This is a genomic window from Streptomyces sp. R302 (assembly GCF_012927245.1).
GTDB lineage: Bacteria > Actinomycetota > Actinomycetes > Streptomycetales > Streptomycetaceae > Streptomyces.
Map to the genome: position 1 here is coordinate 117,137 of NZ_JABBGE010000001.1, position 22,403 is coordinate 139,539.

The window sequence follows — 22,403 nt, forward strand, 5'->3', positions numbered from 1 at the left end:
CCCTCAGCCCCGATCCCGCGTGACGGCCCACGAAGCGACCCCCATGGCCCCGGCCACGGAGAACACCGCCGGCCAGGCCCCGATCTTCTTGGCCAGCGGATGAGACCCCCCGAACGCCGCCACGTAGGCGGCCGACAGCCCCACGGCCGCCTGTACCCCACCCACCCGCTGCCACTCCCGCGCCGCCACCCCACCGGCCACGGCCAGCACCACCCCACCCAACGGCCGCTTCTTGGTCCACCGTGCGACGGCGTAACCACCGACGAGTCCGGCGGCGGCTATGGCGGGGGTGGGGATGCGGGGCATGAGGGGCCTTCTTCCGGTCGGAGCGTGTGGTCCTTCGAGCGTACGGGGCTAGCTGGCGGCGATCGTCGTGTAGGTCCACACATCGGCGGGAAGCTCGTGGTCGAGTCGCCAGGTGATCCCCATGGGCTTGCTGCCCTTGTGTTCGACGTACTCAGCCGGCCCGAGCAGCATCCACGGCTGAGGACCACCGATGTCGGTCTTCTTGTAGCGACGGACGAAGAGGAGCACGTGGGAGCCGTTTGCCCGGTGCCGCTGGTAGCGGCGGCCCGTCGAAGACGTCTCCGATGTGCGGTTCTGAGACTCCCAGTGGAAGAGGGTCTCGTTCAGCGCGTAGTCGCGATAACGCGTCTGCGGCGAGAAGTCTTTTTCGTCCTTTTCAAGCGTGACGAACAGTGCATCCGTCTGGATGTCTTCACACCATTTCACGCCTTCGCGGAAGTGGCCGGGGAGTTCGCGGTCCACAAAGGCCTGTCCCAGTGCGGGAAGGATCTCCTCGCGACTGTAGGAGGCATGAACGGTCAGGGGGACGTGGGCGAGGGGTCCTCCGAGGCTGATGGGGAAGTGGTCGAGGCGCTCCAAGGCGTGGTCCAGGACCTGGCGCAGCTCGCTTCGGACAGCCGGCTGGGCGCGGAGCGACTCCAGCCCCTCCTCGTAACTCGAGAAGCCGCTGAGGGGCCAGAGCGAGAAATAGAGCATGCGGGCGAACGCCTGGCCCCTGCTGCTCAGATCGCTGTAGGGCGGGGCGTCGTCCTCGACGAGCTTCGAGTAGGCGGCGATCCGCTCGGGATCATCGGCATGGTGAAAGGCCGAGATGCGCTTCAGAAGCGCTGCCTCGCCCTGCGGGCCGTCCTTCGGGAGCAGGCCGGAACGGCGGAGGAGACCGGTCCAGGAGTTGCCGTTCCCCCGGTAGATCTCCTTCAGCTCGCGGCCGCTTTCCTGAAGATACGCAGCGAGTTCGGATACGCCGTACCGTCTGACTTCCTGCGTGAGCTGGGTGACGTTCACGCCGATCTGGCTGCGAATGTTGTCGATGATCAGTTCCTTGGCCTTGGACTCAAGGATGATCTGGCAGCCGGACGGCAACTGGGGGAAGTCCTGCTCGATGTTGGTGAGGAGGCGGTTGCGCGTCAGGTTGGTCAAGGCGCGGAACTGCTCTTCGAAGCGGAACTCCTTGCGGTGCTGGCCGATGAAGTCCAAGACGGTGAGGACCGCCTTGTTCGCTGTGCGGCGCAGCCCGCGGCCCAGTTGCTGGAGGAAGACCGTGGCACTGGACGTCGGGCGCAGCAGGAGGAGCGTGTCCACGTCCGGAATGTCGAGGCCCTCGTTGAAGAGATCGACCGAGAAGATCACTTGGATCTCGCCGGCGCGCAGGGCTGCCAAGGCGTTCCTGCGCTCCTCCTGGGGCGTCTCACCCGACAGCGCGACGGCTCTGACGCCGGCGCGCCGGAAGAAGTCGGCCATGAAGGTGGCGTGTGCGACCGAGACGCAGAAGCCGAGCGCGCGCATGGCGCCCGGGTTTGCCACCTTGTCCCGGACGGCCTGAACGACGAGTCGCGCCCTGGCGTCATTGCCAGTGAACACCTCGCTGAGGGCCGTCGAGTCGTAGGCCCCCCGCTTCCACTCGATGGCGCTGAGGTCGGTGTTGTCGGTGATGCCGAAGTAGTGGAACGGGCTCAGGAGGTCGTTCTCCAACGCCTCCCACAGCCGCATTTCCGCTGCGATGCGGCCGCCGAAGAATTCGTCCTGGACGTTGCGGCCGTCCATGCGCTCCGGGGTCGCGGTGAGCCCCAGGAACTCCAGAGGACGGAAGTGATCGATGATCTTCTGGTAGGTCGACGACACGCCGTGGTGGAACTCGTCGATGACGATGACGTCGAAGTGGTCGGGAGGAAGCTGCTCCAGCCGCTGCGGCCTCAGGGACTGCACGCTGGCGAAGACGTGCTTCCATCCGTGGGGGACGAGTCCGCTGTGCAACTCCTCCCCGAAGTTGGCGTCCACGAGCACGTCCTGGTAGGTGCGCAGCGACTGGCGGAGGATCTCCTGCCGATGGGCCACGAACAGCAAGCGCAGGTCACGGCCGTGCTGCTGCCGAAGGCGCTGGAAGTCCAGCGCGGCCATGACGGTCTTACCCGTGCCGGTGGCCGCCACGAGGAGGTTGCGGTGCCGGTCGTGGACCTCGCGCTCCACCTGGAGGCGCTCCAGCATGTCTCGCTGGTGCGGGTAGGGCCGCACCTCAAGGCCGGACAGGGTGATGCGCTGGTCGGCTCCCGCTCCCTTGCCGTGCCCAGCGGTCTGGAGCGCTTCGCTGAGTCGCTCGCCGTCGCGATCGGGGTCGTACGTCTCGAAGGCCGGATCGCTCCAGTAGGCGTCGAAGGTGGCTTCGAACTTGCGGATGACGTCGGGGGTGGCGATGGAGGACAGGCGCACGTTCCACTCCAGCCCGTCCAGGAGGGCCGCCTTCGACAGGTTGGAGCTGCCGACGTACGCGGTGTCGTAGCCGCTGTCCCGGCGGAAGAGCCACGCCTTGGCGTGCAGGCGAGTCGAGCGGAGCTCGTAGTTGACCTTCACCTCGGCGTTGAACTGCCGGACGAGGCGGTCGAGCGCCTGCCGTTCGGTGGCCCCGATGTAGGTCGTGGTGATGACGCGTATGGGGATGCCACGGGCATGCGCTGCCTTCAGGGAGTCCTCAATGACCCGCAGGCCGTGCCACTTCACGAAGGCGCAGAGGAGGTCCACGCGGTCAGCCGTGGCAAGCTCCGCGCGCACCTCGAATCCCAGGCTGGGGTCATCCGGGGCGTTGGTGAGGAGCGCGGCCTCCGCCAAGGGAGTCACCGGGCGGATGCGGTAGGCGCCTTCGCTCTCCTGCTCGGCGATGGCGAGGAGCTGACGCGGGCCGTCGGCGACGAGCTCGATCCATTCGCGAGCGCCCTCGATGGTGTTCATCGATTCGAGCACGTGGTTGGCCACATGGACGTGCTCGGACGGAGGGAGCCCCTCCAGAATGCGGCGCACCGTGTCGGCCACGTGCTTCGCGAGGACGCGGGGAGCGGACTCGGCGCCGACGACGTCGTCGACCGCATGCCATCCCTGATTCGCGAGGGACTTGAGCTGTGCTTCGAGTCGCAGGGTCACCAACTGCTCGTAGAGCCCTGAAACCGGTCCGCTGGGACTCGACAGCTCGCTCATTGCTTCCCCTCCCTGGTCAACCTCCCCCATGGGTACCAGGTGTCGCGGACAAGCCCTTGGCGAGCTGCTGTTCCCCCGCGGCTCAGTCCGCCCCGTGGCACTCCCCGTACGTCTTCTCCGCGCCGCACCAGCAGGCCTCCGTGCGGAGTGGGGGCCAGGGGGTGGCTCGGGAGCGGGCGGCGAGGGTGGTGGCGTATTGGGGGAGGAGGGCTGCTTGGGAGGGGTGGGTGGCTTCGGAGGCGGCGAAGGCCTCGTAGGAGGGGACAGTGGCTCGGACGATGCCGAGGTTGGGGGTGCCGGCCGTCGCCAGTTCGCGGAGGGAGGCTTCGATGTCTGTCAGGTGGGCCCGGTAGGTGGGGTACTCCGTTTCGAGCTCCGGGTAGGCCGTGAGGAGTTCCGTGAGTTCCTGGGCCGGCCAGTGGAGGATCGCGACCGGGAAGGGGCGGGAGAGGGCCGTGCGGTAGGTGCCCAGTTCGGAGCGGAGGCGGGCGATCTCGGCCTGGAGTTCGGTGGGGTCGGAGGAGCCCAGGGACCAGAGGCGCTTCGGGTCGTGGAGTTCGTCCAGGGGGATCTTGCCCTGGTGGAGGTGGTCCGCGCGGGTGTCCCAGTCGTCGTGGGGGCGGGCCAGCATGCGGCGGATGCGGTGGCGGGTGGCGAGGAGGGAGTGGGTGGTGTGGGGGAGTTCCAGGGTGGGATGGGCGGCCAGGAGCGTTGCCGCTTCTGTGAGGGTTTCCTCGGCCGACTCCAGTTCGTCGTGGGCCTCCAGGGTCTCCGCCGCGATCTCCCAGGGGGGTGCTTCCGTCGGGCGTGAGCGGCGTACGCCTTCGATGATGGCTCGCGCTTCGGCCTCGTGGCCGTACTCCCACAGGTTCGACGCCTTCAGGGCGCGGATCAGGTGGGGGTCCGCCGGGCTGCCGGACAGGAGGTCGTCGTAGAGGGCCGTCGCGCCGGGACGGTCGTCCGCGAGTTCCAGGTGGGCGGCGGCCTGGAGCAGCAGCGGTTCACGGTCGCCGGGGTACTGCTCGGCGGTGCGCAGCAGACGCTCGGCTTCGGCGGTGTGGGCGGCAGGCGTGTCGGGGCGCATGCCGTCCACCGTACTGCTGTACGGCCCTGGAGAGTTGCTGCCGCAGCGCTTATCGTGCCCGGCGTGCGGGACTGGGGAGGCGGAGCGCGGGAGCGGGTGCCGGTCGTCGTTCAGGGGCGGTCCGGGCGCCGGGGGCTCGTGCGTGTGCTGTGGGGCGGGGCCGAGGCCGTCGTCACCTGCGGGGTTCTGATTCTGCTGCTGGTGGTGCACCAGTTGTGGTGGACCAATCAGTTGGCCCGTGCCGAGGCCGGTGAGCAGGTGTCGGTGCTGGAGCGCGAGTGGGAGGGGGAGTGGGGGATCTCTCCTTCCTCTCCTGCCTCTTCTTCCCCTTCTTTTCCTTCTTCTGCTGCTCCTTCTCTTTCTCCGTCTCCTTCTCCTTCTGCTCTGCCTTCCGGGGCGGCTTCGGGTTCGGCGGTGGGGTCTCCGTCCGTTTCTCCTTCCGCGCCCGTGTCCTCCCGTACTCCCTCCGGTTCCGCCTTCGCCGTGCTGCGGATTCCTCGGATCGGACTGACCGTGCCCGTCGCCGCCGGGATCTCCAAGAGCAAGGTCCTCGACAAGGGGTACGTGGGGCACTACCCGGGTACCGCCGCGCCCGGGGAGGTCGGGAACGTGGCGTTGGCCGGACACCGGAACACGCACGGGGAGCCGTTCCGGTACGTGAACCGGTTGCGGAAGGGGGACGAGATCACGCTGCGGACGCGGGAGGGGACGTACACCTATCTCGTCGACCGGATCCTGCCGGTGACCTCGCCGCGCGACACCGGCGTCATCCAGCCGGTGCCGCGGTCGATCGTCAAGCCCTCGTACGGGTACTCCGAGGCCGGCTCCTACCTCACCCTCACCACCTGCACGCCCGAGTTCACCTCCCGCTACCGGCTCATCGTCTGGGCGACCCTGCGACGGTGAGGGCGGCGCCGGTCAGGGCCAGGGTTGCTGAGCCGATGTAGCGGGCGGTGGTGGCCGCCGTCGGAGGGGCGTATCGCCGTGAGGGTACGGGCCCCGAGCGCCGCCGTCGCCAGGGCCGCCGCGCCGAGCACCGTGTACGCCGACCGCCAGTCCACCAGGGGGAGCGCCCCGGCCGGCAGCGGGCCGAGCGCGTTCCCGCCGCTCACCGACGCGCCCCAGACGCCCGTGGCCCGTATCCGGTCGCGGCCCGAGGGGTACGCGTCGGCCAGCGGGCCCAGGCTGCCCGCGAGGACCGTCGTGCTCGCCGCGCCCTGCGCGATCCGCGCCGCCGTGAAGAGCACCGTCGAGCCCGCGAAGGCGCCCAGCGCCAGCGTCCCGAGCAGGAACACCCGCCGCCTGCCGTGCGCGTCGGCCAGCGCGCCCGCGACCAGGAGCAGGACGGAGAGGCCGAGCGGGGTGCCGTTGAGCAGCCACGCCTGCGCCGAGGACGGCGTCCCGAACTCCACCGCCATCTCCGGGAGCGTCGCCATCGGCGCCGTGTAGTTCATGAGCGCGACGCCGGTGGCCAGGGCGGTGACGGCGGGCGTGGCGGGCGCTGTGGGCCCTCGGCGCCTGGGGGAGGGGCGGGGTGCCCGGCAGCCCGGCAGCCTGCCCATGCGCGACGTCCACCACGCCGACTGCGGTACGGAACTGGGCCCGTCCGGCGAGTGCCCCGCCTGCCGCGGCCCGGTGCCGGGCCGCGGCACCGACCCCGCCGAGCCCGTCGCCCGGGCGCTCCTCGCGCCCCGCCGGCTGCTCACGCCGCTGGAGCCGACGGTGCACCGGTGACGCCGGGAACCTTCTCGTACGACCGTTCGTCCTACTCGACGGACAGTGAAGTTCGGGGAGCGGGGGGTGTGATGAGCGGGAGTCCGGTCCTGCGCCGAGTCGCGCCCCTCGTTCTGCTTCCGGTGCTGCTCCTGATCGCCTTCGCGGGGCTCGTCCTCGCGGACGGCTCCGTCGGCTCCGCCGTCGTCCTCGCCATCTCCGCCGTCGCCTGCGGCTTCCTCGGAGTCCGTACGGCTCCGGCCGTGCCGCCCACGCGGATACGCACCGCGCTGCGCGACCGGGCCCGCCGCACGGCCTTCCTCCCGCAGCGCGACCCCGACGCGGCCGGTCGCCGCCGACCCCGGGCGCCGGGGCGTTCCCTCCCGACGACCGCGTAGGCGCTCCCGCACCCGTACGGCCGCCGTACCCGTACGCCATGGCCGTACGGCCGCCGTGCCTGTACGCCGTACCTGTACGCCGTGCCCGTAAGCCGCCGTACCCGTACGCGTACGGACGTACCCACGTACCCACGTACCCGCATCCCCGCGAGACGCCTTCGCGCGGTCCGTCATGCCGAGACGCACGCACCACTCCACCCCGGCACGACGAACCCCGGAGGGTTCCCTTGTCCTTCTTCCCGTCCCCGCTCCTCGACGCCTTCTCCGCGCTCGTCGACCGGCTCGCCGCCCTGCTCCAGCCGCTCGCCGCCGACGCCTCGACCGCCCTCGCCGTCGTCCTCTTCACCGTGCTCGTCCGGCTCGCCGTCCATCCGCTCTCCCGCGCCGCCGTGCGGGGGCAGCAGGCCCGGGTGCGGCTCGCGCCCCGGATCGCCGCGCTCCAGGAGAAGCACAAGCGCCGGCCGGAGCGGCTCCAGCGGGCGATCCTGGACCTGCACGCCGAGGAGAAGGTCTCGCCGTTCGCGGGGATCCTGCCGAGCCTGCTGCAGGTGCCCGCGTTCCTCCTCCTGTACGCGCTCTTCTCCTCCGGCGACCGGATGGGCGGTCACGGGCTGTTCGCCGCGCCCCTCGACGGCCGCTGGACCGGGGCCCTCGGCGACGGCGGACCCTTCGGGCCCGCCGGGCTCGTCTACCTCGCCCTCTTCGCGGTGGCCCTCGCCGTCGCCGCGTACCAGTACCTCAGGACCCGCCGGGAGACGGGACACACCCCCGCCCAGACCCCGTCGGGAGGGCCCGCCGCGGCCGTCGGGCGGATCCTGCCCCTGCTCTCCTTCGGGACCGTCGTGACCGTCGCCGTCGTGCCGCTCGCCGTCGCGCTCTACCTCGTCACCAGCACCACCTGGGCCGTCGTCGAGCGAGCGCTACTCATGCGTAAGGGTCCGCAGGCTGAACGGGGTCTTGCGGGCTGAACGGGAGTCTTGGAGGATCGGACGATCCTCCGATGGCCGCACTCCATCGGCCGGGGCACCGAAGGGCCTCCCCGGGCCCACCTCGACCACAGGGAGAAGACCATGAAGCTGCTGCGAGTCGGCCCGCCGGGCGCCGAGCGTCCCGCCCTCCTCGACGGGGACGGGACCCTCCGGGACCTGTCCTCCTTCACCGACGACGTCGACGGCGGTCTGCTCTCCGACACCGCCACGCTCGACCGGATCCGCGCCGCCGCCGAGGCCGGCGTGCTGCCCGCGTTCGGCGGCTCCGGTGACGCCACCGGGCTGCGCGTCGGCCCGCCGGTCGGCCGGATCGGCAAGGTCGTGTGCATCGGGCTGAACTACCACGGCCACGCCGCGGAGACCGGCCAGGCCACCCCGGCCGAGCCGGTCGTCTTCCTCAAGGCCGCCGACACCGTCGTCGGCCCGGACGACACCGTGCTCGTGCCGCGCGGCTCGGTGAAGACCGACTGGGAGGTCGAGCTGGCGATCGTCATCGGCCGGACCGCCCGCTACCTGGAGACCGACGAGGAGGCCCTGGCGCACGTCGCCGGGTACGCGCTCGCGCACGACGTCTCCGAGCGCGAGTTCCAGATCGAGCGCGGCGGCACCTGGGACAAGGGCAAGAACTGCGAGACCTTCAACCCGCTCGGGCCCTGGCTGGTGACCGCCGACGAGGTGCCCGACCCGCAGGACCTCACCCTGCGCCTCTGGGTGAACGGCGAGCTGAAGCAGGACGGCCACACCTCGGACCAGATCTTCCCGGTCGCCGAGGTCGTCCGGTACGTGAGCCGGTTCATGACCCTCTATCCGGGCGACATCATCAACACCGGTACGCCCGCCGGCGTCGCCATGGGGCAGCCGGAGCCCAAGCCGTACCTCCGCCCCGGCGACGTCGTCGAGCTGGAGATCGAGGGCCTCGGCCGCCAGCGGCAGGAGCTGAAGAGCGCCTGACGGACTGCGGCGCCTGACGGACTGCGGCGCCTGACGGGCTACGGCGCCTGACGGGCCGTCGGGCCGTCGTCGTCTCCGAGGCGCCATCGGGCCGCGAGCTCGGCGAATCTGGCGGCATCCCGCGTGGGATGCCGCCATTTTCGTACCTTTTTATGCATATTGCGGCGTATGGAACCCGTGAAGACCGACCGCGTCCCTCGCCGCAGAGCCCGTCTCGTCCTCTCCGCCGCGACGGCGGTCCTCGCCGCCGGCGCCCTCGTCGGCGGGCTCGCCGTCACCGGCGTCGCCGATCCGCTGCCCGGCGGCCTCGGCCCCTGCAAGCCGGGCAACTGCCCGCCCACGTACCCCGACATCAACAACGACGACGTCATGTGGCGCGACAACGCCATCAACATCTACGTCGGCGGCGACTTCCTCGTCCGGGAGGCCGCCGCCGAGGCCGAGGGCAAGGTCGTCGTCCTCGGAAACGTCGACCAGTCCAAGCGCGCCGACGTCTCCCAGGTCTACAACGTCGGCATCGCCGGCGGCGGCTCGCGCGTCGTGCCCGACGACGACGAACCCTTCCTCAACGTCGGCGGGAACATCACCGTCGCCACCGGCCAGCGCCTCCTCACCGAGGAGGGCGCGATCAGCGGCGAGACGCTGTACGCGGGCACCGTCACCGGCACCGTGAACCCGACGCCCGTCAAGGACGCCGCCGCCGTCACCCCGTACCTCGCGCTGCGCGACCAGCTGACCGACGCCAGCCAGTGCTACGCGTACGTCGACGGGGCCTCCCGCACCGCCACCGGAACGGCCGTCAACAACGGCTCCGAGACCGTCTTCACCGGCGACGGCACCTCCGCGCTCCAGGTCTTCAACGTCGACTTCGACCTGGAGACGGCGAACGGGGGCCAGCAGGGCATCGTCTTCGCGAACATCCCCGCGGACGCGACGGTCCTCGTCAACGTCCTCGGCGACGACCGCACCATCGACACCTACATCAACGGCCTGCCCGGGCTCCGCGACCGGCTGCTGTGGAACTTCCCCGACGCGAGCCGGGTGAAGTTCGAGGGCACCGCGCAGTTCGCGGGCAGCGTCCTCGTCGGCAACCAGGCGAGCACCGCGACCATCACCATGCCGGGCATGAACGGCCGGTTCTTCACGACCGGCAACCTGACGCACGCGTCCGAGCCGGGCGGGGGAGGCGGCCAGGAGATCCACAACTACCCGTTCAACGGCGACCTGCCGGACTGCGACACGAACGGTCCCACCCCCACGACGCCGACCCCCACGACGCCGACCCCCACGGACACCACCCCGACCCCGACCGAGCCCACGCCGACCGAGCCCACGCCCACGGACCCGACTCCCACGGATCCGACTCCGACCGAGACCACTCCCACTCCGACGGAGCCCACCCCGACGGATCCGACCCCGACCGAGACCACCCCCACCCCCACCGAGCCGACCCCCACCGAGCCCACGCCCACCGAGCCCACGCCCAGTCCGACCGACTCCGCCGACGGCGGCATGACGGACGGCGGTACGACCGACGGGGGCACGGACGGCGGCGGGTCCGACGGCGGTTACGGCGACGACACCGGCGGGTCCGACGGTGGCTACGGCGATGACACAGGCGGGTCCGGCACCAGCGGGTCCGACGGCGGTTACGGTGACGCCACCGGCGGCCACCACGGCCCCGGCCCCCACCCCGCCCCCCACGGTGGCGGTGAGCTCCCCGAGACCGGGGCCGGCACCGGGAAGATCGTCATGGGTGTGACGGCGGCCGGCCTCGCCCTCGGCGGCGGCGTGCTCGTCGCCGTCAGCCGCCGGCGCCGTCGGTCGAGCGGCGCAGCCTGACGGTGACGCCCTCGCGGGCCGACCGCCGTGCCGCCTCCAGGACGTCCAGGGCGGCGGCGGCCTCGTACGCGGTGACCGGGTTCGGCCCGGTGCCGCGTACGGCGGCGGCGACGGCCGCGTAGTACGCCGGGTAGTCCCCCGGCACCGACTCGACCGGCGTACCGCCGCCGGTCAGCGGGGACTCCCCGGAGCCGATCCGGCCCCACAGCGGCTCGGGCTCCATGCCCCAGGCGGTGCCGGGGCCGGGCCGCAGCCCCTCGCGCAGCGCCGCCTCCTGCGGGTCGAGGCCGTACGTCACGAAGCCGGCGCGCTGCCCGAGCACCCGGAAGCGGGGGCCGAGCTGGGCGGCGGTGGCGCTCACGTACAGGTGGGAGCGGACGCCGTTCGCGTGGGTGATCGCGAGGAAGGTGTCGTCGTCGGCCTCGGCGTCCGGGCGGCGCACGTCGGACTCGGCGTACACGGTGACGGCCGGGCCGAAGAGGACCAGGGCCTGGTCGACGACGTGGCTGCCGAGGTCGTAGAGCAGGCCGCCGAACTCCTCGGGGGCGCCGGACTCGCGCCAGCCGCCCTTCAGGCGCGGCCGCCACCGCTCGAAGCGGGACTCGAAGCGCTGGACCTCGCCGAGCTCGCCCTCGTCCAGGAGGCGGCGGAGGGTGAGGAAGTCGCTGTCCCAGCGCCGGTTCTGGAAGACGGAGAGCAGCAGGCCCCGCTCCTCGGCGAGCGCCGCGAGGGCGCGGGCCTCGGCGGCGGTCGGGGCGAGCGGCTTGTCGACCACGACGGGCAGCCCGGCCTCCAGGGCGGCCTCGGCGAGCGGGACGTGGGTCTTGTTGGGGGAGGCGACCACGACCAGGTCGAGGTCGGGGGCCCCGTCCGCCCAGAGCTCCTCCGGCCGGGCGAGCACCCGGACACCGGGGTGGGCGGCCCGCGCCTCGTCGGCGCGCCCGGGGTCGCCGGTGGTGACGGCGGCGAGGGCCAGGCCGGGGGTGGCGGCGATGAGCGGGGCGTGGAAGACGGAGCCCGCGAGGCCGTAGCCGATGAGGCCGACGCGGAGGGGGAGCGGGGTGGTCGTCATGGGCGCCACTTAAGCAACACTGTTGCCGAAGTGCAAACAGGCGGGGACAATGGGCCGGTGACGGTGATGAGGAGAGACCCCGGCGGCGGCGCCAACCTGACGGCGCTGCGCGGCCACAACGCGGCGCTCGTCCTGGACCTGCTGCGCACGGCGGGCGAGGAGGGCATCAGCCGCCTCGAACTGGCCGCCAGGACCGGCCTCACCCCGCAGGCCGTCAGCAAGATCACCGCCCGGCTGCGCGCGGAGGGGATGGCGGCGGAGGCCGGCCGCCGCGCCTCGACCGGCGGCAAGCCCCGTACGGTCCTGCGGCTGGCCCCGGAGGCCGCGCACGCGATCGGCGTCCACCTCGACCGCGACGAACTCACCGTCGCCCTCACGGACCTCACCGGCACCCCGCTCGCCGTCCGCCACCACCCCGTGACCCTGTCCGACGGCCCGCCCCAGGTCCTGGAGGCGCTGGTGGACGCCGTGCGGGCCCTCATGGCGGACCCGGGCCTCCGGGTGCTCGGCGCCGGGGTGGCGATGCCCGGGCCGCTGGGGCATCGGGAGGGGGTGGCGGGGCGGGTCACCGGGGCGGCGGTGTGGGACGGGTTTCCGGTGCGGGAGGCCGTGGAGGGTCGGCTCGGTGTGCCGGTCGTCCTCGACAAGGACACGAACGCCGCTGCACTCGACCTCGCCGTCCGGCCCGGCGCGCCGCGCTCGTTCGCGTACGTCCATCTCGGTACGGGGCTCGGTGCCGGGCTCGTCGTCGGCGGGGTGCCGCTGCGGGGGGAGCGGACCGGGGCGGGGGAGCTCGGGCACCAGACCGTGCAGCTCGACGGGCCCCGCTGCGACTGCGGGGCCCGCGGCTGCCTGGAGGTGCTGTGCCTCGCGGCGGTGGCGCGGGGTGAGCTGCCCGAGGCCGCGCGGATCCTCGGCGCCGGCGCGGCCAACCTGGTCCGGCTCCTCGACATCGACCGGGTCCTGCTCGGCGGCCGGGTGGTGCTGGGGGCGCCGGAGGTCTTCGCGGACGGGGTCGCCGCCGTCCTCGCCGACCGGCGCCTCCCGACCCCGGTCGAGGTGACGGCCACCCCGCACGCCGTGGCCCGCGGCGCCGCCCAGCTGGTCCTCGCCCCGGTCTTCGGCCTGACCCTGCCGGCGTATTCGTCGGAAGAGCGGACTATGCGCTGATCGGGCGGATCCGGCCGGTCGGGCGGTGTCGCCGAGGGGTTCCGGGGCCGCCCTGTGGCAGCGTCGCGGGCGAGACGTACGTCCGCGAGCAGCAAAGGCAACCGCCCATGGCATCCGCCCCCCGGCCCCTGCGCAGCGCCCGTGCCCGTGCCCGTGCTCTTGCCGCCGCGGCCGCCGCGCTGACGGGCACCCTGCTCCCCGCCTCCGCCTCCGCCGCTTCCGCCGCCTCTGCGGCCCCCGCTCCGCCGCCCGTCTGCGGCGCCGACTCCGACTCCGGCTTCCCGCTCGAAACCCGGATCCAGGACGACGGCTCCGCCGACTACCCCGCCGGCGGGGCCTTCCGGAGCTGGGAACTGGAGGTGCGCAACACCACCGGGCGGGCCTGCACGCAGGTCCATCCGGTGCTCGTCCTCGCCGACGAGAAGCGGGTGCTGCGACCCGAGCAGATCCGGCTGGAGTTCTACGACGCGGAGGGCGCCCGCTGGCGGCCCGTCGCCTTCGAGGCGACCGAGGAGGCGGAGAGCGTCGGCGCGTTCACCGGAGCCGACGGGGCCGAAGGGACCGACGGGACCGACGAGACCGATGAGACCGTCGGTACCGACGGTACCGACGGGACCCGGACCCCCGCCGCCTCCCGCGACTTCGACGGCTTCGCCGTGCCCGCCCGCCGTACCGTCACCGTTCCCGTCCGGCTCGCCTTCCGCGCGGACGCCGTGCCCGACGAGGTCGTCGTCAACGCCGCGCTCGTCCAGCGCCGGGGCGCCGACGGCGACTGGGTCGGACGCTCCGACGACTACCGCCTCACGATCGGCCCGCCCGCCCCCGCCGAGCCCTCGCCCTCTGCGTCCGCCGCCCCCACCCCCGTACCCGACCGTTCCCCCCTCCCCCCGCCGTCCGTCGCCGACCCGGCCGCCCCCACCTCCCCCTCCCTCTCCCCCTCCCGTCCCGAACTCGCCCGCACGGGCCGGGAAGAGGTCGTCCCCCTCGCCCCCTGGGCGGCGGCCCTCGCCCTCGCCGGCGCCCTCCTCGTCCGCGCCGGACGCCGCCTCAGAGGCCGCTGACAGCTGCCGACACGCCGCCGAAAGCCGCCGACGCGCCCTCGAACCCGCAGGTCACCCTCCAAGCTCGCCCCCAAGGTCGACAAGGGCGAACTCCTCGTCGGCCACCGGCGACGTGCAGATGAACTTCGCCCAGGCCAAGTCCATGCCGAACCTCGCCATCCGGTTCCCCGCCAAGGAGGGCGGCAAGCCCACCACCTTCGCCCTGCCCTACACCGCCGGCCTCGTCGACAAGGCCCCGCACACCGAGAACGGCAGGAAGCTCCTCGACTTCATGCTGAGCGAGGGCGCCCAGCGCGAGGTCAGCGCCGTCGGCGGCGGCTTCCCCGCCCGCAAGGACGTCAAGGCCACCGACGCCAACGCCACCGACGCCGACGCCATCGAGCTGGCGAAGCTGATCGAGGGCGTCGAGATCTTCGAGCCCGACTGGGCCGACATCGACGAGAACCTCTCCTCCTGCGTCGACGCGTGGAAGTCCGCGACCGGCAGCTGAGAGTCCACCGCACGGCCCCTCGGCCAACGCCCCTGAGGAATCAGGGGCGTTGGCGTGCGTCCCCCGCCGCACCGTGCTCGCCGCCACCGTCTTCCGCCAGCTCGGCATCGTCCCCGGCCGCCCCGGGGCCTCGACGGCAAGCCCGTCCAGGAGAGCGCTCCACGGCGGCACCCCCACCCTCGTCGAGCGCTGCGCCGGCTCCGACGACTGGTACGGGACGATCGACGGGGTCGCCGTCACGACTTCCTGACCTACGCTGGGGGCGTCGCCACAGCGCAGTCGCGTCGCCCCCAGCACACGCACGACTTGTACGGCAGGAGTCCCGCACCCATGGCAGAGCGCAAGCCGATCGAATCCTGGCTCACCGACATGGACGGCGTCCTCATCCACGAGGGTGTCCCGATCCCCGGCGCCGACGCGTTCATCAGGAAGCTGCGGGAGACCGGGAAGCCGTTCCTGGTCCTCACCAACAACTCGATCTACACCGCCCGCGACCTGCACGCCCGCCTCGCCCGGATGGGCCTGGAGGTCCCCGTCGAGAACATCTGGACCTCCGCGCTCGCCACCGCGAAGTTCCTCGACGACCAGCGCCCCGGCGGCACCGCGTACGTCATCGGCGAGGCCGGCCTCACCACCGCCCTCCACGACATCGGTTACGTCCTCACCGACCACGACCCCGACTACGTGGTCCTCGGCGAGACCCGCACGTACTCCTTCGAGGCCATGACCAAGGCCGTCCGGCTCATCAACAACGGCGCCCGCTTCATCTGCACCAACCCCGACGAGACCGGCCCCTCCCTGGAGGGCCCGCTCCCCGCCACCGGCTCCGTCGCCGCCCTCATCACCAAGGCCACCGGCAAGGAGCCGTACTTCGCCGGCAAGCCCAACCCGCTGATGATGCGCACCGGGCTCAACGCCATCGGCGCCCACTCCGAGTCCAGCGCCATGATCGGCGACCGGATGGACACCGACATCCTGGCGGGCCTGGAAGCGGGCATGCAGACCTTCCTCGTCCTCACCGGCCTGACCTCCGAGGCCGAGATCGACCGCTTCCCCTACCGCCCCTCCAAGATCGTGAAGTCGATCGCGGACCTCGTCGACCGCGTGTAGCGCGCCCGGTCCGCCGCCCCTGCGGATGCGAAACCCGCCAGAACGGGTGACCCTGCCAGTACCAGGAGGTCACAATGCGTTCAGGTCCCCTCGCTCTCCGTGCCGCAGGGGCGGCACTGGCTCTGGTGCTCGCTCCCGGCGCCGCCACCGCCCTCGCCCACGACGGCGTCCACGTCACCGTCACCCCGTCCACCGCCGCGCCCGGAGCCGACGTCGACGTCCGCGCCCAGGGGTGCGAGGGCACCACCGGCGCCGCCAAGTCCCCGGCGTTCGTCGCGGACGCCGAGCTCACCGGCCGCGACGGCGGCCCCTACGCGATCTTCGGCGGCGCCACCGTCAGGACGGGCCTTCAGGACGGCACCTACAAGGTCACCATCACCTGCGACGGCCACGACCACCCGGACATCGGCACCCTCACCGTCCGCCGCGACCACGAGCAGCCGACCCACCGCCCGGCCCCGGTCACCCCGGTCGCCCCGGTCCGCGCGGGCGGCGGCGGCACCGCGGCCTTCGCGGCCCCCGCCGCGCCCGGCGTCGCCCAGACGGCGAGCGGGGACGGCCTCGGCACCCCGTACACCCTGCTCGGCCTCGGCATGGCCGCCGTCGCTGCCGTCGCGGTCGCCTTCCGCAGCTCCCGCCGCCGGCGTACGGAATAGGCGTGGCCGCGTCGAGCCGCCCGGTCACCGGCGTGGCCTGGGCGGTCCTGCTCCTCGGCCTCTGGCTCTGGGGCCACGACACGGCCCGGGGCCCCGGCGGCAGCTCGGCCCCCACGCACGGCGACATCGCGGCGGTCGGCCGTCCGCTGGGCGTGGACCTGCCGCCGTCCCGCCCGCCGATACCGGACTCCGCCCCGCCCCGCCGGGTCGAGATCCCCGCCCTCGGCATCGACGCGCCCGTCGTCCCCCGGGGCCTCGACGCCACCGGGGCGGTCGACCCGCCGCCGTACTCGCTGCCGCAGACCGTCGGCTGGTACGGGCTCGGCACCGCGCCCGGCGCGGCGGGCCCCGCGCTCCTCGTCGGCCACGTCGACACCGAGACCCGGCCCGCCGTCTTCTACGGCCTCAGCGCGACCCGCCCCGGCGAGACCGTCCGCGTCACCCGGACGGACGGATCCGTCGCGGTCTTCACCGTCGACGACGTCTCCGTCGTCCCCCGCGACGCCTTCGACCCCGGCAAGGTCTACGGCCCCCACGACCCCACCCGCTCCGAACTCCGCCTCATCACCTGCGGCGGCACCTTCGACCCCAAGGCCGGCCTCTACACGGCAAACGTCGTCGTCTCGGCCTACCTGACAGCAACGACCTAACCAGCCACCGCGGTTCCCCCCCGTCGCTCTGTTGTGGGCAGGCGTTCCGCAAGGGGCGGAACGGGTGGGCACAACGGAACGGCACCCTCTGCGGGTGCCTCCGCACATGCGCCTGAACCCGCACCGGTACGGAGCCGTACATCGTGGTGCGGGTCCAGGCACAGGAAGCCGAGGCGCGGCAGGGGGCGCCGTCCCTGTGCCCACCCGTCCCGCCCTTGCGGGACGTATGCCCACAGGGACGCCGGGCGCGGGCCGCCAGCACGGGGGCGCCGGGGCGCGGGCCCGGGTCAGGGACGCTGGGCCCGGGCTCAGGACGCTGGGCGCGGGCCCGGACCAGGGACGCCGGGCGTGAGCCCGCGCCAGCACGGGGGCGCCGGGGTGCGAGCCCGGATCAGGGACGTCGGGCGCGGGCCCGGACCGGGGGCGTCGGGCACGGGTCCGCGCCAAGCACGGAGGCGCCGGGGCGCGGGCCCGGGCCATCACGGGGTGCCGGGTGCGTCCGGCTGCGGGGGAGGTGCGGTGGGGGGATGTCCGTGGCGGGGTGGCCGCGCCTCGTGGGGGGCGGCGGGGTGCCGTGCCACGATGGGCACCGCTCCGTCACCCCGACCGCGCCCGAGGCCCGCATGCCCGCACCCCGAGCCGCCGCCGCCACCACCCTCGCCCTCCTCGCCGTAACGGCCGCCGCCCCCACCCCGCCCCCGGCACCAGAGGCGCCCTACTGGGTGAACCCCGACGGCAAGGCGGCCCGCGCCGTCGCCGCCCACCGCGCGGCCGGCCGCACCGCCGAGGCCGCGCTGCTGAGCCGGATCGCGACCCGCCCCGTCGCGGAGTGGATCGGCACCGACCGCCCCGAGGCGGAGACCCGCGCCCTCACCGAGGCCGCGACGAAGGCCGGCCAGGCCTCGCTGCTCGTCCTCTACGACATCCCGCACCGCGACTGCGGCCTCCACTCGGCCGGCGGCGCGCCCGACCGGAAGGCGTACCTCGCCTGGGTGGACGCCGTCGCCCGGGGCATCGGCCCCCGGCGTGCGACGGTGGTCCTGGAGCCGGACGCGGTGATGCACATGGTCGACGGCTGCGCCCCCGCCCAGCACCACGCGGAGCGCTACGCCCTGCTCAAGGCCGCCGTCGAGCGCCTCCGGCGGCAGCCGCTGACCACCGTCCACCTGGACGCGGGCAACGCCGGCTGGGCCGCCCCGGAGGAGCTGGCCGAACCGCTCCGGCGGGCCGGCATCGCCGCCGCCGACGGCTTCGCCGTGAACGTCTCGAACTTCCGCACGACCGAGGAGAGCGTGGCGTACGGCCGCAAGCTCTCCGCCCTGGTCGGCGGCAAGCCCTTCGTCGTCGACACCAGCCGGAACGGAAACGGCCCCTACACGGCGGGCGACCCGGCGGAGAACTGGTGCAACCCGCCGGGCCGCGCCCTCGGCGAGCCGCCGACGCTGCGGACGGGCGACCCGCTGGTCCGCGCCTTCCTCTGGATCAAGCGGCCGGGGGAGTCGGACAGGGAGTGCCGGGGCGGCCCGAGGGCGGGGGAGTGGTTCGACTCGTACGCCCTGGAACTGGCCCGCAACGCACGGTAGTTGACCCGCGGCAACAAGAAAGCCCCTCGCTTTCGCGAGGGGCTTTCTCTGTCGGTGCGCCGCCAGGGACTCGAACCCCGGACCCGCTGATTAAGAGTCAGCTGCTCTAACCAACTGAGCTAGCGGCGCCTGCTGACAGAGATAACTCTACCCGACCTCCAGGGGTGCTCCGAACCAAGAGTGACCGCGCTCCGGCCTGTCGGATGGTCGTATCAGGCCGTTGATCCGTCAAAATGCGATTTGTCCAGACAGTTGAGAAACTGGCGCCCGAAACGAGGCCCAAAGGGATCTTGACGAGTGTGGAGGGGATCACATGAGCAGCGTGCCGGTCTTCGAGGAATTCGAACCCGCGCCCGACTGTGGCTGCCCGGGCTGCGCCCGGCACCGCCGCGACCTCGCCCTGGGACTGCCGGTCCGCGCGGGCGGCCACCCGGCGGCCCACGGCGCCCGCCGGGCCCTGGTCCTGGTGACGGCGGCGGGCGCGGTCCTCGGCGGGGGAGGGGCGACCGGCATCGCCACCGCCCTCGCCCCCGCGGCCCCGGCCGACGCGGCGGGCGCGGCGGGCGCCGCCCGGGGCACCGACACCCCGCAGGGCGGCCGCGCCCCGCTGCACGGCCCGCCGGCCGCGCAGGCCGACGGGGTGCCGACCCCCGGCGCCGTCCCGACGACCAGTCAGATCTCGGCGGAGACGCTGCGGAAGACGACCCGGACGGAGATCATCAACCGGGCCAAGACGTGGGTCGCGGTTCAGGTGCCGTACTCGATGGAGAAGTACTGGTCGGACGGGTACCGCCAGGACTGCTCCGGCTACATCTCCATGGCCTGGAACCTGCGCAGCAACGAGTGGACCGGCAGCCTCGACCGCTTCGCCGTCCGCATCGACCGGACCGAGCTCCAGCCCGGCGACATCCTGCTCTTCCACAACCCGGCCAACCCGACGCGCGGCTCGCACGTGACGATCTTCGGCGGCTGGACGGACTACACCCACACGGCGTACGTCGCGTACGAGCAGACCAAGCCGCGCACGCGGAAGCAGGCCACGCCGATGGCGTACTGGGAGAACTCCTCCCGGTACGTGGCGTACCGCTACAAGGGCCTGGCCGGCGGCGGCAGCGGCGCGGGCAGCGGCGCGACGACCCCGCCGACGGGCACGGCGGCGTACCCCGGCGGCGCGAAGTTCGGTCCCGGCGCGAACAACGCGCACGTCACGCGGCTCGGCCGGATGCTGGTCCAGCGCGGCGCCAGGCGCTTCTACGTGACGGGCCCCGGTCCGAGGTGGAGCGAGGCCGACCGCAGGGCGACCCAGGCGTTCCAGCGCGCCCAGGGCTGGAAGGGCGCGGAGGCGGACGGGCTGCCGGGCCCGCACACCTGGATGCTGCTCGTCTCGGGGCAGGGCAAGGACATCGGCGGTTCGAGTGGTTCGAGCGGCCCGAGCACAGATGCGAACGGGTTCCCCGGGCGTGGCTCCTTCCGTCTGGGCCAATCCAACGCATATGTGGAGAAGCTGGGCAAACAACTGGTGAAGCGGGGCTTCGGCAAGCACTACCTGTCGGGACCCGGTCCGCGCTGGACGGAGGCGGACCGCCGCAACGTCGAGGCGTTCCAGCGGGCACAGGGCTGGCGCGGCGCAGCGGCCGACGGCTACCCGGGCCCGGAGACCTGGCGGCGTTTGTTCCGATGACCCCGAGAGCATGAGGTGGACCCCGAATGACGGCAGCACCCCCCAACGACTCCGGCGCGGCGGCCTCCCGAGACGCCGCCCGCACGGCCCGCCGCCTCACCGACGGCACCCTCCCCCGCCGCCCTCCCACCCCCGAGCCCCCCGAGCCGGCCGCCCCGGGTGCCCCGGGCACCCCGGAGGGCCCGCCCCGGCCGGAAACCCCGGCCGACCCGCCCCCGACCTCCACCGTCCGCGCCTCCGACGACCCCGAACCGGCACCGTCCGCCTCCGCCGCCCCGGCCGCGACCGCGACCGCGCCCGACGCCCCGGCGCCGCCGTCCGCCGCCCAGGAGATGGCCGCCCAGGAGGCGGCCGCCGTCCCGCCGGGCCGGACCCCGCCCCCGACGCCTGCCGGTGCGCGTCCCGCGCCGCCCGCGCCCGGCGCGGAGGCCCCGGCCGCGCCGGTCCCGGCGCCGGGCGTCCGCACGCCGGCCGGTCCGCACGCGGCGCCCGCCGCCTCCGGTGTCCTGCCGGACCAGGCCCCGGTGCCTGCGGCCGCAGGGCCCGCCCCGACGTCCGCCGCCCACGAGGCGGGTGCGGTGGCACGTACGGCCGCCGTCCCGCCGGGCCAGGCCCCGCCCCCGACGCCTGCCGGTGCGCGTCCCGCGCCGCCCGCGCCCGGCGCGGAGGCCCCGGCCGCGCCGGTCCCGGCGCCGGGCGTCCGCACCCCGGCCGGTCCGCACGCGGCGCCCGCCGCCTCCGGCGTTCCCTCGCACGCGACTCCGGCGCGTACAGGCATGGGGCCCGCGCCGGGCGCGTCCGGTGCCCCGGCGGGCGCGGCCCGCACGGAGGCCCCGGCCGGCCCGGACCCGGCGCAGGGCCCTCGCCCGCCGGCCGGTCCGCCCGCCACCCCCGGCGTCCCGCCGGGCCAGGCGCCGGCGGGGGCTCCTGCCGCAGCGGGCCCGAAGGCCGCCGTTCCGTCCGGCCAGACCCCGCCCGCGCCGAGCGCGGCCGGTGCCCCGGCGGGCCCGGCCCGCACGGAGTCGCCGGGCACAACCGGCGTTCCGCCGAGTCCGACCCCAGGGCCTGAGGGGCCCGTATCGTCTTCGGCCCGCACGCAGGCTCCGACCGGGCCGGGTTCGGTGCCCGCGCGTGCGGCCGCCGCGGCCGCCGCGGCGGCCGCGGCCCGTGGCCCGGCGGGGGCCGCAGCCGCCGGTACGGGGGTCGGTGTGTTCAAGGAGGAGCGGGAGTTGCTCGACTTCGGGCGGATCACCGGGATGCGGGTCGCGTCGGTCGCGGTGCCGGTCGCGGGCGTGGGGCGGTTGCCGCGGCGGAAGAACCTCATCGGGGCGGAGACCACGGGGTCGATTCCTGTCCATCTCCTCTTCCGCGACGGCAACGGCAACGGCAACGGCGAGGGCGCCGGCCCCGGTGGGGCCGTCGGCGACGACGGTGGGCCCGACACCGTCGCCATGGCGCCGCCCGCCTCGCCGAAGGCGAAGAGGACCGTCATCCCGAGGCCCGCGACCAAGCACGCCCGCCCCGGCCCCGCGCGCCCCGCGCCGACGGCCGATCCGGCGCTGGTGGAGCGGCCGGCGGCGGTGCTGCCGGGCTGGGTCGGCATCGCGGGCGGGCTGCTCGCGCTCGTGGGGTGCGCGGCCGTCGTGTGGTGGGCGGGCGCCGTGCCCGCCGGGGCCGCGCGCATGCTGGGCCTGCCCCCGCGCCCGTACCACGGCATCCACCTCGCCCAGTGGGCGCTGCTGGCGCTCGGCGTGCTGGTGCTGCTGTTCGCGGTGGGCGGGCTCGGCCGGGGCCGGGTCGGGTACGCGTGGGTGCTGACGCTGTTCGGCGAGTACCGCGGCACCGTCCGCCGGACCGGACTGGTGTGGGCGAGCCCGCTGCTGCTGCGCCGCCGGGTGGACGTCCGGCTGCGCCACTGGCGCAGCGAGCCGCTGCCGGCGGTGGACGCGAAGGGCACCGCGCTGGACGTGACGGTCCTCGTGGTGTGGCGGGTCAGGGACACCGTCCGCGCGGCGCTCGGGGTCGACGGTCACGAGGACTACCTGCGCGAGCAGGTGGAGGCGGCGATGGCCCGGGTGCTGTCGCAGCTGCCGGCCGACGCGTTCCACGAGGACGCGCCGACGCTCCGGGACGCGGAGGCGGTCGGCGAGGCGCTGACCCGGATGCTGTCGGCGGAGTGCGCGCCGGTCGGGCTTGACGTGTTCTCGGCGCAGCCGACGAGGATCGAGTACGCCCCCGAGGTCGCGGAGGCGATGCGCCGCCGCCGGATCGCGGCGATCGACGCGAAGCACCGGGACAGCGTGCTGACGTCGGTGGTGGACGCGGTGGACGACGTGGTCCACCGGTTGACCAGTCGTGGTCTGGTCGAGCTGGACGACTACGACCGGAAGGCGCTGGTGAAGGACCTGACGGTGGCGTTCTACACGGGCCGCGGCGGCCCGGGGGAGGGTGCCTGACCGGC

18 protein-coding genes, 1 tRNA gene and 3 pseudogenes are annotated in these 22,403 nt (G+C 73.9%); 16 read left to right on the forward strand and 6 right to left on the reverse strand.

Annotated features, from left to right (window positions below; translation table 11 throughout):
* Positions 1 to 3: 3 nt before the first annotated feature.
* The 3 genes from HHL19_RS00525 to HHL19_RS00535 form a co-directional block, all read right to left on the reverse strand.
* Entirely contained in the window at positions 4 to 306 is a 303-nt protein-coding gene (locus HHL19_RS00525) for a hypothetical protein (protein WP_169084406.1), read from the reverse strand.
* Between the two features lie 48 nt (positions 307 to 354).
* Complete coding sequence (locus HHL19_RS00530) at positions 355 to 3,492, reverse strand: DEAD/DEAH box helicase (RefSeq protein WP_169084408.1); 3,138 nt, start codon at positions 3,490 to 3,492, stop codon at positions 355 to 357.
* A gap of 82 nt (positions 3,493 to 3,574) precedes the next feature.
* The gene (locus tag HHL19_RS00535; protein WP_169084410.1) at positions 3,575 to 4,576 is read right to left on the reverse strand and encodes an SEC-C domain-containing protein; all 1,002 of its coding nucleotides are present in this window, start codon (positions 4,574 to 4,576) and stop codon (positions 3,575 to 3,577) included.
* Between the two features lie 204 nt (positions 4,577 to 4,780).
* Between HHL19_RS00535 and HHL19_RS00540 the strand changes: the two genes are divergently transcribed.
* Positions 4,781 to 5,482 (forward strand): class E sortase, encoded by a 702-nt coding sequence (locus tag HHL19_RS00540; RefSeq protein ID WP_346768257.1) that lies wholly within the window; start codon positions 4,781 to 4,783, stop codon positions 5,480 to 5,482.
* A 77-nt stretch (positions 5,483 to 5,559) separates the two neighbouring features.
* On the opposite strand, the pseudogene HHL19_RS00545 reads toward HHL19_RS00540, so the two are convergent.
* Positions 5,560 to 6,138: pseudogene (locus HHL19_RS00545) on the reverse strand (MFS transporter); the annotation flags it as partial.
* 13 nt (positions 6,139 to 6,151) lie between these two features.
* On the opposite strand from HHL19_RS00545, the pseudogene HHL19_RS00550 reads away from it, so the two are divergent.
* The 5 genes and pseudogenes from HHL19_RS00550 to HHL19_RS00570 form a co-directional block, all read left to right on the forward strand.
* A pseudogene (locus HHL19_RS00550) lies at positions 6,152 to 6,310 on the forward strand (transcriptional regulator); the annotation flags it as partial.
* A gap of 71 nt (positions 6,311 to 6,381) precedes the next feature.
* Positions 6,382 to 6,687 (forward strand): DUF6412 domain-containing protein, encoded by a 306-nt coding sequence (locus tag HHL19_RS00555; RefSeq protein WP_169084416.1) that lies wholly within the window; start codon positions 6,382 to 6,384, stop codon positions 6,685 to 6,687.
* Positions 6,688 to 6,914: 227 nt separating this feature from the next.
* On the forward strand, positions 6,915 to 7,655 hold the full coding sequence (gene yidC / locus HHL19_RS00560) for a membrane protein insertase YidC (RefSeq protein WP_240981367.1): 741 nt from the start codon (positions 6,915 to 6,917) through the stop codon (positions 7,653 to 7,655).
* A 102-nt stretch (positions 7,656 to 7,757) separates the two neighbouring features.
* Positions 7,758 to 8,627, forward strand: coding sequence for a fumarylacetoacetate hydrolase family protein (locus HHL19_RS00565; protein WP_169084419.1), 870 nt, complete (start codon positions 7,758 to 7,760; stop codon positions 8,625 to 8,627).
* A 168-nt stretch (positions 8,628 to 8,795) separates the two neighbouring features.
* Positions 8,796 to 10,469, forward strand: a complete 1,674-nt coding sequence (locus tag HHL19_RS00570; protein WP_169084421.1) for a choice-of-anchor A family protein — start codon at positions 8,796 to 8,798, stop codon at positions 10,467 to 10,469.
* On the opposite strand, the gene HHL19_RS00575 is transcribed toward HHL19_RS00570, so the two are convergent.
* Complete coding sequence (locus tag HHL19_RS00575) at positions 10,432 to 11,541, reverse strand: Gfo/Idh/MocA family oxidoreductase (protein WP_169084423.1); 1,110 nt, start codon at positions 11,539 to 11,541, stop codon at positions 10,432 to 10,434. The genes HHL19_RS00570 and HHL19_RS00575 overlap by 38 nt on opposite strands.
* Positions 11,542 to 11,607: 66 nt before the next feature.
* Here HHL19_RS00575 and HHL19_RS00580 point away from each other — a divergent pair, with 66 nt between their 5' ends.
* The 8 genes and pseudogenes from HHL19_RS00580 (at position 11,608) to HHL19_RS00615 (ending at position 18,261) form a co-directional block, all read left to right on the forward strand.
* Positions 11,608 to 12,711 carry an ROK family transcriptional regulator gene (locus HHL19_RS00580; RefSeq protein WP_169086156.1) on the forward strand — a complete coding sequence of 368 codons (1,104 nt, stop codon included), beginning with the start codon at positions 11,608 to 11,610 and terminating at the stop codon, positions 12,709 to 12,711.
* A 107-nt stretch (positions 12,712 to 12,818) separates the two neighbouring features.
* Entirely contained in the window at positions 12,819 to 13,772 is a 954-nt protein-coding gene (locus HHL19_RS00585) for a hypothetical protein (protein ID WP_169084425.1), read from the forward strand.
* Positions 13,773 to 13,832: 60 nt separating this feature from the next.
* Positions 13,833 to 14,262, forward strand: a pseudogene (locus HHL19_RS00590) (extracellular solute-binding protein); the annotation flags it as partial.
* Positions 14,263 to 14,311: 49 nt separating this feature from the next.
* The gene (locus HHL19_RS00595; RefSeq protein WP_169084427.1) at positions 14,312 to 14,512 is read left to right on the forward strand and encodes a hypothetical protein; all 201 of its coding nucleotides are present in this window, start codon (positions 14,312 to 14,314) and stop codon (positions 14,510 to 14,512) included.
* Between the two features lie 80 nt (positions 14,513 to 14,592).
* Positions 14,593 to 15,372 carry an HAD-IIA family hydrolase gene (locus tag HHL19_RS00600; RefSeq protein ID WP_169084429.1) on the forward strand — a complete coding sequence of 260 codons (780 nt, stop codon included), beginning with the start codon at positions 14,593 to 14,595 and terminating at the stop codon, positions 15,370 to 15,372.
* Between the two features lie 74 nt (positions 15,373 to 15,446).
* Positions 15,447 to 16,028 (forward strand): hypothetical protein, encoded by a 582-nt coding sequence (locus tag HHL19_RS00605; RefSeq protein ID WP_169084430.1) that lies wholly within the window; start codon positions 15,447 to 15,449, stop codon positions 16,026 to 16,028.
* 2 nt (positions 16,029 to 16,030) lie between these two features.
* Positions 16,031 to 16,678: a class F sortase gene (locus HHL19_RS00610; RefSeq protein WP_346768218.1), complete on the forward strand. Its 648-nt coding sequence runs from the start codon at positions 16,031 to 16,033 to the stop codon at positions 16,676 to 16,678.
* Positions 16,679 to 17,301: 623 nt separating this feature from the next.
* Complete coding sequence (locus tag HHL19_RS00615; protein WP_169084432.1) at positions 17,302 to 18,261, forward strand: glycoside hydrolase family 6 protein; 960 nt, start codon at positions 17,302 to 17,304, stop codon at positions 18,259 to 18,261.
* A gap of 55 nt (positions 18,262 to 18,316) precedes the next feature.
* On the opposite strand, the gene HHL19_RS00620 is transcribed toward HHL19_RS00615, so the two are convergent.
* Positions 18,317 to 18,390 (reverse strand) — tRNA-Lys (locus HHL19_RS00620).
* Positions 18,391 to 18,574: 184 nt separating this feature from the next.
* Between HHL19_RS00620 and HHL19_RS00625 the strand changes: the two genes are divergently transcribed.
* Both HHL19_RS00625 and HHL19_RS36940 read left to right on the forward strand, forming a co-directional pair.
* The gene (locus HHL19_RS00625; RefSeq protein WP_169084434.1) at positions 18,575 to 19,942 is read left to right on the forward strand and encodes a peptidoglycan-binding protein; all 1,368 of its coding nucleotides are present in this window, start codon (positions 18,575 to 18,577) and stop codon (positions 19,940 to 19,942) included.
* Between the two features lie 26 nt (positions 19,943 to 19,968).
* Positions 19,969 to 22,398: an SPFH domain-containing protein gene (locus HHL19_RS36940; RefSeq protein WP_240981368.1), complete on the forward strand. Its 2,430-nt coding sequence runs from the start codon at positions 19,969 to 19,971 to the stop codon at positions 22,396 to 22,398.
* Positions 22,399 to 22,403 lie beyond the last annotated feature (5 nt).

Excerpts from the sequence above, each read along its gene's own strand:
- HHL19_RS00525 (WP_169084406.1), bottom strand. The coding sequence starts at position 306 with ATGCCCCGCATCCCCACCCCCGCCATAGCCGCCGCCGGACTCGTCGGT.
- HHL19_RS00530 (WP_169084408.1), bottom strand. The coding sequence starts at position 3,492 with ATGAGCGAGCTGTCGAGTCCCAGCGGACCGGTTTCAGGGCTCTACGAG.
- HHL19_RS00535 (WP_169084410.1), bottom strand. The coding sequence starts at position 4,576 with ATGCGCCCCGACACGCCTGCCGCCCACACCGCCGAAGCCGAGCGTCTG.
- HHL19_RS00555 (WP_169084416.1), top strand. The coding sequence starts at position 6,382 with ATGAGCGGGAGTCCGGTCCTGCGCCGAGTCGCGCCCCTCGTTCTGCTT.
- HHL19_RS00565 (WP_169084419.1), top strand. The coding sequence starts at position 7,758 with ATGAAGCTGCTGCGAGTCGGCCCGCCGGGCGCCGAGCGTCCCGCCCTC.
- HHL19_RS00570 (WP_169084421.1), top strand. The coding sequence starts at position 8,796 with ATGGAACCCGTGAAGACCGACCGCGTCCCTCGCCGCAGAGCCCGTCTC.
- HHL19_RS00575 (WP_169084423.1), bottom strand. The coding sequence starts at position 11,541 with ATGACGACCACCCCGCTCCCCCTCCGCGTCGGCCTCATCGGCTACGGC.
- HHL19_RS00580 (WP_169086156.1), top strand. The coding sequence starts at position 11,608 with ATGAGGAGAGACCCCGGCGGCGGCGCCAACCTGACGGCGCTGCGCGGC.
- HHL19_RS00585 (WP_169084425.1), top strand. The coding sequence starts at position 12,819 with ATGGCATCCGCCCCCCGGCCCCTGCGCAGCGCCCGTGCCCGTGCCCGT.
- HHL19_RS00600 (WP_169084429.1), top strand. The coding sequence starts at position 14,593 with ATGGCAGAGCGCAAGCCGATCGAATCCTGGCTCACCGACATGGACGGC.
- HHL19_RS00605 (WP_169084430.1), top strand. The coding sequence starts at position 15,447 with ATGCGTTCAGGTCCCCTCGCTCTCCGTGCCGCAGGGGCGGCACTGGCT.
- HHL19_RS00615 (WP_169084432.1), top strand. The coding sequence starts at position 17,302 with ATGCCCGCACCCCGAGCCGCCGCCGCCACCACCCTCGCCCTCCTCGCC.
- HHL19_RS00625 (WP_169084434.1), top strand. The coding sequence starts at position 18,575 with ATGAGCAGCGTGCCGGTCTTCGAGGAATTCGAACCCGCGCCCGACTGT.
- HHL19_RS36940 (WP_240981368.1), top strand. The coding sequence starts at position 19,969 with ATGACGGCAGCACCCCCCAACGACTCCGGCGCGGCGGCCTCCCGAGAC.